We start from the raw sequence: 12,557 nt of genomic DNA, 5'->3' as shown, positions 1-12,557 counted from the left end.
AGGCATGACGGGCCGCTGTGACCCTCCGGACGACGATCGCCGGCGCCGACGTGTCGAGAGTGGTCGTCGGCCTCAGGTCAGACGTCGGCGGCCTCGAGCTCCAGAGGGTCCCAGGTGAGGATCCCCACGGCGCGCCAGCCGCGCTCGGTGACCGCGTCGAGCGCCTCGCGCTTGCGGGCAGGAGTGAGGCGGTCGAGGTACAGGGTGCCGTCGAGGTGGTCGACCTCATGCTGCAGAGCGCGGGCCAGCACGCCGCCCTCGTCCTGCACGGTGACCTCCTGGCCCTCGAGGTCGGTGCCGGTGACTCGCGCGCCCCGGTGCCGAGCGGCCGGGAAGCCCTCGCCGGGGACCGAGAGGCAGCCCTCGAGCGTCTCCTCGTCCAGGGCGATGCCCCCGAAACGCTCGAGCCGGGGGTTCAGGACCACTCCGCGCTGCATGGTGCCGCTCGCATCGGCGCACGAGTAGACGAACAGGCGCCAGCGCGAGCCGACCTGCGGGGCGGCGAGTCCCGCGCCGTGAGCGGCCTCGTTGGTCTCGAACATGTCTGCTACCAGGGTGCGGATGTCATCGGTGACCTCGCGGACCCGGCGGGTGCGCTGCGCGAGAGCGCGGTGGCCGACGATCGTGATCGGGCGGACGCTCATGCGGTGGGGTCTCCTGTCTTCGAGTGATCCCTGGGTTCATGGGGCTCGTTGGATTCATGGGGATTGCTGGGGCCACTCGTGACGGGGTGGCGCGCCGGCGGGTTCACGGCCAGCAGATTGCGGGCCTCCACGATCCACGGACCGCGCTCGCGGCGCAGTGATGCGCCCGTCCGCGTGGCCTTCGCGACGGCGCGGCCGATCGACTCGGCCTCGGCGGCATCCGCGGCCAGGAAGTCCATGGTGTGGGTGGCATGGGAGTCCAGCACGATGTGGTCCCACGCATCGAGACCGCTCGCGATCTGCCGGGCCCGCAGGAACTCGGCGTCCAGGGCCGCGCCGGAGACGACCACGATGTTCGCCAGCCACAGCAGCAGCAGGATCGCGATCAGGCCGTTCAGAACGGTCAGCACCTCCGCGAAGCGCGTCGCATAGACCAGCAGCTGCCCGGCGATGAGGGCGGCGCCGAACAGCACCAGCACGGACACCGTGGAGCCCAGGCTCATCAGGCGGTAGCGCGGCAGGCGCACGTTGGGGAAGAGGAAATAGGCCAAGGACACCCCGATGATCAGGATGACCAGAATGATCGGCCATTTCACGAGGTTCCAGGCGAGGAAGGCGAAACGGGGGATGCCGATGAAATCACCGATGCGCTGCGAGGCTTCTCCGCCGATGATGATCATGCCGATGGCCAGGAGCACGACGGAGACCAGCAGCAGCGTCTCACCGAAGACGATGGTCCGGAACCACAGGAAGGGTCGTCCCTCGCGGGTGTCGTACACGCGGTGCAGGGCCCGATGGAATGCGGCGACGCCGTTGGAGGCCGACAGCAGCGAGCCGACGGTGCCCAGTGCCAGGCCCAGCAGGCCGCCGCTGGTGGAGGAGACCGCCTGGATCGCGGTGAGGAACGGCCCGGGATCCAAGGTAGGGAAGATCTCGGTGAACATCCCGGACAGGGCCTCGAGAGTCTGGTACTCGATGCCGATCAGCGACATCATCGAGACCACGGCGACTGCTCCCGGGAACACCGACAGCAGCGTGTAGAACGTCATCGTGCCGGCCACATCCCACACCTGGATGTCCAGCAGGCGCATGCGCACCCGGTTCAGGACATGCATGATGCTCAGCCGGGGTCGGGCGTACTCGACCACGGGCCTGGGTCGACGGGGGCGGGATGCGGTCACCGTGTGCTCATGCTCCGGGCTGAAGTGGACGGGGAGCGCCCGAGGGGCGCGGCTGGAGCCTATGCCACCGAAGCCGGCTCAGCCGCTATCAGCCCGCCTCGATGATGTCGTCAGGATCTGTCGCGACCGGGTACTGCCACGGGTCCTCGGGATCCTGGGGTACGTAGGAGGTCATGATCGACCCGTCCGCACGGCGGTCGCCCAGGCCGACGGGGGAGGCCAGCACGGAGTCATCGAGGAGCGGACCCTGATCGACGAGCGGGACGGAGGTGCCCGCCGTGGTGACACGCACGCGCACCCCGCGCACCGTGACGTCGATCTCGGAGCCCGATTCGAGGGTGAAGGAGATCTCCTCGCGCAGGACGCGGACGCGGAAACGGGACCCGCGCACGGTGAGGGGGAATCGCAGTTCCGGCCAGTCCGCCGGCAGGCGCGGATCGAAGCTGAGGTGACCCTCGTCCTGACGCATGCCGCCGAAACCGTGCACCAGGGCGTTCCACACGCCACCCGCGGAGGCGATGTGAGCGCCATCGGCTGTGTTGCCGTGAAGGTTTCCGAGGTCCACGAACAGCCCGTCACGGAAGTAGTCGAGGGCAGCCTTCTGATGGCCCACTTCAGCGGCCATGATCGACTGCACCACGGCGGACAACGAGGAGTCCCCGGTGGTGATCGGGTCGTAGTACTCGAAATCGGCGCGCTTCTCCTCGGCGGTGAATTCGCTGCCGCGCAGGAACAGGGCGAGCACCACATCGGCCTGCTTGAGCACCTGGAAGCGATAGATCACCAGGGGATGGAAGTTCAGCAGCAGCGGGAACGCCTCGGGCGGGGTGCTGGAAAGATCCCAGACCTCGCGCTCGAGGAAACGATCCTCCTGCAGGTGGATGCCGAGGGAGTCGTCCTTGGCGACGAACATGCCATCGGCGCAGGCCTCCCATTGCTCGAGCTCCAGCTCGTCGAGGCCCAGATCGCCCCGCAGCGTCTCGTACGCGGCGTCGTCGGCGTCGCGCAGCTCGCGCACGGCGCGGGCGGCGCGACGCAGATTGTGGCGGGCCATGACATTGGTGAACATGTTGTTGTTGACCACGGTGGTGTACTCATCGGGGCCGGTCACGCCGTTGATGTGGAAGCTCGCGTCGCCGTCGGCGGTGCGTCGCCAGAAGCCGAGGTCGGCCCACATGCGTGCCGTCTCGACCAGCACCCGCACCCCGTCCCGATGCTGGAAGTCGACATCGCCGGTGACGTCCACGTACTGCGAGAACGCGTAGGCCACGTCCGCATTGATGTGGTACTGCGCCGTGCCGGCCGCGTAGTAGGCAGACGCTTCGTCGCCGTTGATGGTGCGCCAGGGGAACAGGGCTCCGCGCTGGTTGAGCTCACGGGCCCGCTCGCGGGCCTTGGGCAGCAGATTGCTGCGGAATCGGAGGGCGTTGCGCGCCCAGCGAGGTTCGGTGAACGTCAGGAACGGGACGACGTACACCTCGGTGTCCCAGAAGTAGTGACCCTCGTAGCCGGATCCCGTGACGCCCTTGGCGGGGATGCCCCATTGATCGGAACGGGCCGCGGCCTGCGCCAACTGGAACAGGCACCAGCGGGTGGCCTGCTGCTCGACGGGTCGGCCGGGCACCTCCACGTCCGAACGCTCCCAGAAGTCGGCGAGATAGTCCCGCTGGTCCTGGTACTGCGGCGCGAACCCGTCGGCCCGCACGCGGTCCAGCGTGCGCCGGCAGCGGTCGAACAGCTCGCGGTGGGGGACCGAGCGGGACGAGTGGTAGGCGACCGCCTTGCGCACGGTCAGGGTGTTGCCTTCGCCCAGATCGGCACGGACCACTTGACGGCCGCGATCCGCGCTGGTGTCCACCAACTGCTCGACCTCGACGTCGGACTCGATGGTGTGGTCCGCGCCGACGGCGAGGGTCATGCCCGAGGTGGCCACGCGGTAGCCCAGCAGCATGCGCCGCTCGCTGTGCCAGTCCTGCTGCGGCTCCAGCACCCGGTGGGTGAAGTCCGTGGTCCGGCGCGGGTCGTCCTTCTCGGTGACCGGTCCGCCATCGACCCCCTTGCCGTAGTCGTCCGCGATGTCCTGGCGATTGATGATCTGCGAGGACACGGCGACCGGTGCGGCGCCATCGAGCATCGTGACCTGAAGGGTCATCAGGGCGAGGTGCCGCTGGGTGAAGGAGACCATGCGACTGGTGGCGACCTTCACCCGCTTCCCGGAGGGAGTGCGCCAGATCAGCTCACGGTGCAGCACGCCTTCCCGGAAGTCGATCCAGCGCTCGTACTCGGGGAGGTCTGCGATGGACAGCAGCAGCGGTTCGTCATCCACGTACAGCTTCATCACGGAGGAGTCCGGCACCGAGATCATGGTCTGCCCGGTCCGGGCGAACCCGAAGGCGGACTCGGCGTGGTTGATGCTCCAGGTCTCGTGGAAGCCGTTGAGGAAGGTGCCGTGGCTCTCCACGTCACGTCCCTCCGAGGGGGTCCCGCGCATCCCGAGGTAGCCGTTGGCGGTGGTGAATAGGGTCTCCAGATGCCCGAGGTCCCCTCCCGGGCGGGACTCGACGAGTCTCCATTCGTCCACGGGCAGGTGGGTCCGGTCGACGGGATCAGAGGGCACCGAACGCAGACGGCTCACGCGATCTCCTCCAGATCCTTCACGACGAGAGTGGCTCCGGCCGCGGTCAGTTCTGCGGCCCCGGCACCCCGGTCGACGCCGATCACGGCACCGAAGGACCCCTCGGCGCCGGCGGCCACACCGGAGACCGCGTCCTCGTAGACGACAGCATCGGCGGGATCGACGCCCAGAAGGCGAGCGGCGTGCACGAAGGTGTCCGGTGCGGGCTTGCCGGGCAGGCCCTCGCGGGCGGCGACGTTCCCGTCGACGATGTGCTCGAAGCGGTCCAGGAGGCCCGCGCCGCGCAGCACCTCCTCCGCGTTGCGCGAGGAGGAGACGATCGCGAGTCGAGCCTGCTCGGGCAGAGCGTCGAGATAGGCGATGGATCCGGGATAGGGGGTGACGCCCTCGTCCCGGATCAGGGCGAGGACCAGGTCGTTCTTGCGGTTTCCGAGCCCGCGCACGGTCTCCTCGCCCACGGGCTGGTCGCCGGGGTCCTCCTCGGCGCCCTCTGGCAGCTCGAGATCGCGCGAGGTGAGGAAGGTGCGCACCCCGTCGTAGCGGGGGCGGCCGTCGACGTGGGCGAAGTAGTCCTCGTCGGTGTACGGCTCCTGCACCCCGCGCTGTGCGAGGAACTCGCTGAACATGCGGGACCAGGCCCGCATATGGGCCTCGGCCGTCGGCGTGATCACGCCGTCGAGGTCGAAGAGATGCGCGGTGAGATCGTGTGGTCGGAAAGCTGCCTCGTCAGTCACGCGGATCATGCTACGGGCCGGTCCCCTCGGGACGGGCTGCTGCGGGCGTTCGCTCACAGCGGTGGCCGGCGTCGTGGCGCGCCGTGCGCGGGTCCGCTACCCTTCGAAGGTCCGTCCCCGCGCAGAGGCGCCGGTGCGGAGCGGTTTCGACCCTGCCGAGGAGAAGATGGCTGTCACGGAGTCGCTGCCCGTGGTCGACGCGGTGCGACGCGAGCTCGAGATCGATGAGCAGTTCCACGAAGGACGCACCCAGGTGCGCGCAGTGCTGACCCTCACGACCAATATCACCCGTTCTCCTGCCCAGCTCTGGCCGTTGCTGACGCGCCCCGCGCAGCTCGCAGGGTGGTTCGGTCCGGTCTCCGGCGACCTGCGCGAGGGCGGTCTCTTCGAGGCGCCCCAGGGGGCCAGTGGCCGTGTGCTCCAGGTGGAGGCGCCCCATAAGATCGCCCTGACCTGGGATCGCCACGGCCGCGCTGATCCGTTGCTGATCCGTCTGGACCCGGAGGATGACGGCACCACGGAACTGCGCCTACGACACACCACGCTGATCGAGCGGGAGGAGTTCGACCGCGCCGGCCCCGGTCTCGGGGCGATCGACTGGGAGATCGCCCTGCTCGCGCTCGCCGCGGCGACCGACGGCTGGCGGGCGAGCTGCCTGCGAGACGTCCCGGTGCCGACGAGCGGCTGGCTCGCCACGCAGGAGGGTGCGCAGCACGTGCGCGCCTGGTCGGTGCGCTGGGCAGCCCAGGCCGTCGCCGCCGGGGTCGACGAGGCCACCGCACGTCAGGGCGAGAAGGCGACGACGAGCATCTTGGGCGGCTGAGCACGGGGCGAACGCGTCCGCCCGCTGGAAGTGTTTGCCCAGGCTCACTACCCGGTGAAAGACTCCCGCAGTGACCACCCCTGCGCCGCCTTCCCCGAGCGGGGGGTCGCGCACCCCGAAGCAGGTCCTGTGGTCCCTGACGCCGTCCGTCTACGCCCCGAGCCTGCTGGAGTTCTCCGGTCTCGCCGCCCTGATGCCGGTGATCCCGCTGCTCGCGCTCGATCTCGGGTTCACCGTGCCCCAGTCCGCGGCACTGACCATGATCTTCGGCCTCGCGTCATTCGTGGGGCCGATTCCCGCGGGGCGCGTCATCTCCCGCTTCGGGGCCCGGCTCTCCCTCGTGGTCACCGGCTGCCTGCTGGTGATCGCGAACGTGGTCGCCTACTGGATGCTCGCCCCGGCGCTCGAGGGCGATCCTGAACCCGTCCATCAGGTGACGCTGGTGGCGCTGCTGCTGGTGATGGCCGCCAGCACGCAGGTGTGGCAGCTGGGCAGGCAGGCCTACCTCGGCACGGCGCTCCCGCCGACGATGCGCGCCCGCGGCATGACGATATTCGGCGGGGTGATCCGACTCGGACAGGTGATCGGGCCGCTGCTCGGCGCCGTGGTCATGGTGCTGGGCTCGGAGGCCGGAGTGTTCATCCTGTTCGCGGTCACCGCCGCGGCGGGCACCGCGATGATCGCCCTCTTCCTGCCGCCGGGGGAGACAGGGAGGGTCCCGGCCGGTGCTCGCCGGGCGAGCATCCCTCGCAGCCAGGCCCGCCTCCGCCTGAACCGCGCCGTCCTGAGCCGGATGGTGATGGTGGGGGTCGGGATCACGCCGGTGATGATGGCCCGCGTGAACCGGCCGGTGATCGTTCCGCTGCTGGGGGCTTCGCTGGGGCTGGATTCCGTGTGGGTCTCGATCGTGTTCGGCGTCAGCGCCGCTGTGGAGATCCTGCTGGTGATCCCGGCCGGGACGCTCATGGACCGCTACGGGCGCGTCGCCGTCGCAGTGCCCTGCGCCCTCCTGTTGGGCGCCGGGTTCCTCCTGCTCGCACTCCTCGGGACCACCCTGGCCGGGCAGGGACCTGCACTCGCCCTGGTCGCCCTGTTGGTGCCCAGCGTGCTCATCGCGCTCGGCAATGGTCTGGGCTCGGGGATCGTCATGACGCTGGGGATCGACGTGTCCCCGGTGCACGGTCGCACCCGGTATCTGGCCTGGTGGAACACCATGCTCGGCGCCGGCCGTCTGGCGGCGCCGCTCATGGTCACCGGCATCACCGTGGTGGCACCGATCGTCGTGGCCGGCGCCGTCACCGGCGGTCTCTGCCTCGCCGGCGGGGCGTGGCTGGCACGAGCTCTGCCCCGCGTCACGCCCTCCGGGGGGACCCGGAGAGGATGAAGCAGGGCAGATCGTCGTGCGGTCGTGCGGTCGTGCGGTCGTGCGGCGCGCGAGGTGGCCTCAGGCGGCGCCGGCCGGAGCGGCCTCGACGGGATCGACCTCGACGGGAGGATTGGCGATGCCCTCTGCGACCGCGCGGGCGGCGGTGTCCTGCAGCAGTGCGTCGGCATCCTCCCGGGAGATCGTGCGGGCGATCGCGATCTCCGCCGCGAGCGGGGCGATGGCCTGCTTGAGCAGATTGCGTTCCGCGAGGCTCGACGGAGCTCCGCCGGAGTCTCCCAGGATCCCGCGGATGACCTCGATCCGATCGGTCAGTCGGCCGGACTGCAGCTGCATCGTCAGGGACTTGATCCGGTGGGCCCAGGAGGCCTTCTTCGCCGGAGGTGCGATCGGCTGGGAGAGCTGCTCGATGAGCTCGGCGATCTCCTTCTCCTCGAGCACGGCGCGCAGCCCGATGACATCCCTGCCATCGGCCGGCACGGAGATCCGCATCTCGTCGCCGATGACCTCGAGGTCGACGTAGGCCCGCTCGGTCCCGCGGACGGTGCGAGTGCAGGTGGAGACGATGCGCACCGGTCCATGGACCGGGTGGGCGAGCACGTCGCCGGGCTTCGGGACGGCGACGTCGACGGACGGAGTGGCAACGGACAAGGGGATACCTCCTCGGTGGGCCTGTGCACCGTCGGTACCGACGACCCACGGGGATCATGGCGGCCACTCCCGGTACTGCGCAGTGCCCGGTCAGGGCGCGGCAGCGGTGTTCTCCGAGGCGGCTCGAGCGCCGCTCGACCTGCAGGAACAGGGTGGCGGCACCTACGACAACGCCTCCCCATGATCTCATGGTTCTGACACGATATCCAGAGGGTGACGTTTCCGGATGTGTCACACCCTCGAGGGCGGCGACATCCGGCGCCCAGGAGCCGACCGAAGTCGGTCGTCCGCGAGCATCTCCGTGCTGTCAGATGGGGACATGAGAACCAGGCCAGCACGCACCGATGATGACGGTGCCACGACGCCATACCCGGTCCGGTTCGCGGGAGTCGGCGTCGTCTCCGAGGGCAGCGTGCTGCTGCTGGAGGCCACCGGGCAGGCGCGCGCCGGAGAGATCCTGGCGATCACCGGTGCCAACGGCTCCGGCAAGACCACGCTGCTGCGCGTGCTCGGCGGTCTCCTCGAGCCCACCGCAGGCACCGTCCGCATCTCCGGGAGAGCCCCGGACGACCGGGACCCGGTCTTCCGTGCCGCGCTCGCCGCCCACATCGGACCGCCGCAGACCGCCCGCGATCTCACCATCGTCGAGCACCTTCAGTTCATCGCCGCCACCTGGGGGATCGGTGCGAAGTCTGCCCGTGCTCGGGCCGAGGAGCGGCTCGCCGAGCTGCAGATCGACTCCCTCGGCCGTCGTTTCCCCCATGAGCTCTCCAGCGGCCAGTCCCAACTGGTCGCGCTCGCCCTCACTCTCGCCCGCCCCAGCCGAGTCCTGCTGCTGGACGAGCCCGAGCAGCGCCTGGACCCCGACCGCCTGGGGCTGGTGATCCAGGCGATCCGGTCCCGGGCCGAGGCCGGTGCCACCGTGGTGCTCGCAAGCCACAGCCCGCGCCTGCTCGAGGAGCTCGCCGGATCGCGCCTGCATCTCGAGGAACAGGAGTGAACGGCTCGCTCGACGCCGTCCGGGAGGTCTGGGCGCAGCGCTCGGAGGCACGCACCCGCGGCGACCTGCTGTATCTGGTGTACGTCGTCGTGCTCAGCGCGCTGATCTTCGGCATCCCTGCCCTGCAGACGGCTGGGAGTGCGCTGGCGCGGCCCGACGTGCTGCCGGTGCTGCTCATGGAGCGAGCTCCGCAGGTCAGCGCCGCCATCGCCTGCGCCGGAGGAGCAGTGCTGGTGCTCCTCGGCGCCGTGCGCGGCCCCGCCCTGCTCTCCCCGTTCTTCACCGCGACCCTCGCGGCGAGCGGGATCCGCCGCCGCGCCGTGCTGTGGCGCCCTTTCGCTCGCGCCCTGCTCGTGCCGGTGCTGGGGATGGTGATCCCGGCCGTGCTGGTCTCCGTCACTCTGGCCACCGTCGGGCACGCGAGCACCGGCGGTGTCGTCGGGTTCGCGCTCGCCGCCGCCGGAGCCGGCCTGCTGCTCGGGGCCGCCTGGCTCGCTGGACAGCTGCTCGGGGCCGTCGCGCGTCGGACCCTCGTTGCCGTGCTCGCCGCCCTCGCCCTCGGCGCCCTGTTGCTGCCCATCGGTGTCGGGATCGGCGGCGCCTACCCGATCGGCGTGACTCTGCCGGTCCTTTCGGCGGGCAGCCTGCTCCTCGCCGGGCTCCTCGCGGTCGGGGTGAGCGTGCCGCTGCTGGACCGATTGCGGGGCGCCGTGCTCCAGGACCAGGCGGCCCGCTGGGAGGCCGCCACCGTGGCGGCGACCACCATGGACCTGGCCGGGGCCGGTGGGATGTTCCGCGCCCCACCCACCGCCGGTCGCGCCCTGCGTGCGATCGGCTCCGGCCCGCTCGTGGTCCTGTACGCCCGACGGGACGCGATCGCCTGGCTGCGCAGCCCGGAGCGGATGGTGCTGGGGGTGGTCGGAGCACTGCTCGCCGCAGCAGCACTTGCCGGGTCGACCGTGCTCACGGGACCGCTCGCCTGGTTCGTGGCACTGGTCGGAAGCCTCGCCCTGTGGGCCGCCAGCGGCTCGTTCGTGGACGGCATCCGGCACGGGGTGCACACGCTCGGTGCCCCACGACTGTTCGGACAGTCTGCCGGGAAGCAGGTGCTCCTGCATCTGGTCGCCCCGATGCTGCTGCTGTGCGTGCTCGGAGCATTCGGCGGCGCAGCGACCTGGATCACGGCAGCGGCGGGAGCAGCCTCGGCCGCTGACGCGGTGCTCCTGCCACTTGCGCTCGCGCCGGTGCTGATCCTCGGCCGTGCCCGGGACGCCGCGAAGGGACCGATGCCGCTGGCACTGAGCACCCCGATGCCCACCCCGCAGGGCGACACGTCCGTGGTGGCGATGCTCGCCTGGCAATCCGACGCCCTCCTGCTCGCCCTCGCCGCGGGGGTGCTCCTGCTCGCCGTCGCCCCGCTGGGCGCGGCCTGGCTGTTCGCCGCGGCGGCCGCCCTGACCGCCCTGATGACCTTGATGACCTGGGGGCGCCTGCGCGCCCTGCGGGCGTGACCCAGGAAGGAAGCCCTCGATGAATATCCGTACCACTGCGAACCCGCTGGTCCGATGGATCGGCCGGCGGCTCGAGCAGCTCAACGCACGCCATCCCTGGAGCCATAACCACCACTTCCACCCGTGGATCCTGCGCGCGCTGCCGACCCCTGCCGGGCGCGTGCTCGACGTGGGCTGCGGCCGGGGCGACCTGATCGCGACGCTGGCCGGTCACGCGGGCCGCGTGGACGGCATCGACCCGGACCAGGAGATGGCCTACGTCTCCGCCTCCCGTTTCCGGGAGGAGCCTCGCGTGCAGGTGTGGCGACGCAGCCTCGCGGAGCACGTCGGCGAGCCGGAGCTTCTCGGCGCCTATGACGCGATCACGATGGTCGCCTCCCTGCACCACATGGATCTGGACGAGGCGCTCACCGACGCCCGGGCCCTGCTGCGTCCTGGCGGACGACTGCTCGTGGTCACCCTGACGGATCCGGTCAGCACCCTCGACCAGATCTGGGACGTGACCAACGCGCTGACCAATCCGCTGATCGGCGTCGTCAAGCACCCCCGCCCCGTCCGGGAGACCCCTGCCGAGGTCCCGATCCCGGTGCAGGACCCGGACTGGTCGATCGCCGAGCTGCGCGAACGGGCGGGGATCATCCTGCCCGGTGCGGTGACCCGCCGACGCGAAGGATTCCGTGCGACGCTGCGCTGGCAGAAGCCCGGAACCGTGCTGGAGACCGGCTGAGCGCTCGCCCGAGGGCATCGAGCTCGGCGTCGGGCGGGTGGACTGGGCCAGTCAGGCCCGACTGTGCCTCTCGATGACCCCACCGAGGTGGCCGACGGCCTCCTCGATGACGGCCGGGGCGTGGGTCACGAAGCTGAGCCGCATCGTGGACCGGTCCGCGTGGTCGGCGAAGAACGACCACCCCGGGAGATAGGCGACTCCGGCGGCGACGGCGTCGGCCAGCATGACCTGCGCGTCATACCCTTCGCCGAGCGCTGCCCACAGGAACATTCCGCCGTCGGGGTGGGTGACGTGGGCACCTGCCGGCAGCACCGGGGCGAGGGCGGTGGCCATCGCGTCGCGCCGCTCGCGATAGACCGCGCTGACCCGTGCCACATGGGCATCGAGATCCGTCGTGGCCAGGTAGCGGGCCACGGTGAGTTGATCCACCACGGAGGACTGCATGGAGATCGCGGCCTTGGCCACGGCCAGGGTGTCCAGGATCGGGCCCTCGGCGCGGATCCAGCCGATGCGCACACCGGGGCTCATCAGTTTGCTCATCGAGTTCAGCAGCAGGGTGCGCTCGCTCATCCCCGGCAGAGAGGCGATCGGTGCCCACGTGCTGCCGGTGAAGCTCAGCGCACCGTACGGATCATCCTCGATGAGGGGGACATCCGTGCGCTGAAGGACGTCGGCCACGGCCTGGCGGCGCTCGAGGGGCATGGTGCGACCGGTCGGATTCTGGAAGGTGGGGATCAGATAGACCATCCGAGGATGGTGCGTGCGGATCGCCTCGTCGAGCGCCTCGGGCACCACGCCGTGGTCGTCGGTCTGCACACCGATCATGCGCGCCCCGTGGACGGCGAAGGCCTGCACGGCGGCGAGGTACGTGGGGGACTCCACCAGGACCACGTCGCCGGGTTCGAGCAGCGCCTGGGCGACGACGAACAGTCCCTCCTGGGAACCGGAGGTGACCCGGATCTGGGAGGCATCGGTGGGCAGATCGCGGGCCAGGCGGCGAGCGGCCTGCTCACGCAGCTCGACCTCACCCTCGCTGACGCCGTACTGCAGTGCGCGGTGACCCTGGTGGGTCAGCACCCACTCGTAGCAGGCGGCGACGTCCTCGAGGGCGAACAGCTCCGGGTCGGGGATGCCGCCGGCGAAGGAGACCACATCCTTGCGGGCTGCGAGGGCGAAGATGTCCTTCAGCGGTGAGGACTCCATGCCCGCGTAACGGGCGGCGACAGGGAACCGGAAGGGGTGGTGCTCGGATCGGGCCATGTCGCAC

Annotated in this window: 11 protein-coding genes; 5 read left to right on the top strand and 6 right to left on the bottom strand. The window is 70.4% G+C overall.

Annotation, left to right across the window (positions count from 1 at the left end):
• Nucleotides 1-77: 77 nt before the first annotated feature.
• The 4 genes from def to INT51_RS08055 all read right to left on the bottom strand — a co-directional run bounded on the left by def (nt 78) and on the right by INT51_RS08055 (nt 5,203).
• A complete protein-coding gene (gene def, locus INT51_RS08070) occupies nt 78-644 on the bottom strand; it encodes a peptide deformylase (protein ID WP_193104785.1) in 567 nt (188 codons plus the stop codon).
• The gene (locus INT51_RS08065; protein WP_304502115.1) at nt 641-1,825 is read right to left on the bottom strand and encodes a YihY/virulence factor BrkB family protein; all 1,185 of its coding nucleotides are present in this window, start codon (nt 1,823-1,825) and stop codon (nt 641-643) included. The genes def and INT51_RS08065 overlap by 4 nt, the downstream gene beginning before the upstream one ends.
• An 88-nt stretch (nt 1,826-1,913) precedes the next feature.
• Entirely contained in the window at nt 1,914-4,460 is a 2,547-nt protein-coding gene (locus tag INT51_RS08060) for a glycoside hydrolase family 65 protein (RefSeq protein WP_193104784.1), read from the bottom strand.
• Nucleotides 4,457-5,203: an HAD family phosphatase gene (locus INT51_RS08055; RefSeq protein WP_193104783.1), complete on the bottom strand. Its 747-nt coding sequence runs from the start codon at nt 5,201-5,203 to the stop codon at nt 4,457-4,459. The genes INT51_RS08060 and INT51_RS08055 overlap by 4 nt, the downstream gene beginning before the upstream one ends.
• 157 nt (nt 5,204-5,360) lie before the next feature.
• On the opposite strand from INT51_RS08055, the gene INT51_RS08050 reads away from it, so the two are divergent.
• A complete protein-coding gene (locus INT51_RS08050) occupies nt 5,361-6,017 on the top strand; it encodes an SRPBCC domain-containing protein (RefSeq protein ID WP_193104782.1) in 657 nt (218 codons plus the stop codon).
• A 70-nt stretch (nt 6,018-6,087) separates the two neighbouring features.
• On the top strand, nt 6,088-7,401 hold the full coding sequence (locus INT51_RS08045) for an MFS transporter (protein WP_193104781.1): 1,314 nt from the start codon (nt 6,088-6,090) through the stop codon (nt 7,399-7,401).
• Nucleotides 7,402-7,461: 60 nt separating this feature from the next.
• Here INT51_RS08045 and INT51_RS08040 read toward each other — a convergent pair whose 3' ends face one another.
• Nucleotides 7,462-8,052, bottom strand: a complete 591-nt coding sequence (locus INT51_RS08040) for a CarD family transcriptional regulator (RefSeq protein ID WP_193104780.1) — start codon at nt 8,050-8,052, stop codon at nt 7,462-7,464.
• 319 nt (nt 8,053-8,371) lie between these two features.
• Between INT51_RS08040 and INT51_RS08035 the strand changes: the two genes are divergently transcribed.
• The 3 genes from INT51_RS08035 to INT51_RS08025 are packed head-to-tail and all read left to right on the top strand — an operon-like array spanning nt 8,372 to nt 11,290.
• Nucleotides 8,372-9,052, top strand: a complete 681-nt coding sequence (locus INT51_RS08035; protein ID WP_193104779.1) for an ABC transporter ATP-binding protein — start codon at nt 8,372-8,374, stop codon at nt 9,050-9,052.
• Entirely contained in the window at nt 9,049-10,563 is a 1,515-nt protein-coding gene (locus INT51_RS08030) for a hypothetical protein (protein WP_193104778.1), read from the top strand. The genes INT51_RS08035 and INT51_RS08030 overlap by 4 nt, the downstream gene beginning before the upstream one ends.
• A gap of 19 nt (nt 10,564-10,582) precedes the next feature.
• A complete protein-coding gene (locus INT51_RS08025) occupies nt 10,583-11,290 on the top strand; it encodes a bifunctional 2-polyprenyl-6-hydroxyphenol methylase/3-demethylubiquinol 3-O-methyltransferase UbiG (RefSeq protein ID WP_193104777.1) in 708 nt (235 codons plus the stop codon).
• Nucleotides 11,291-11,341: 51 nt separating this feature from the next.
• Here INT51_RS08025 and INT51_RS08020 read toward each other — a convergent pair whose 3' ends face one another.
• Nucleotides 11,342-12,550, bottom strand: coding sequence for a PLP-dependent aminotransferase family protein (locus tag INT51_RS08020; RefSeq protein ID WP_193104776.1), 1,209 nt, complete (start codon nt 12,548-12,550; stop codon nt 11,342-11,344).
• Nucleotides 12,551-12,557 lie beyond the last annotated feature (7 nt).

The organism is Brachybacterium sp. FME24, assembly GCF_014897705.1.
Taxonomy (GTDB): Bacteria; Actinomycetota; Actinomycetes; order Actinomycetales; family Dermabacteraceae; genus Brachybacterium.
Note: the sequence above shows the minus strand (reverse complement) of the source record. Positions and strands in the feature narration are given on the sequence as shown.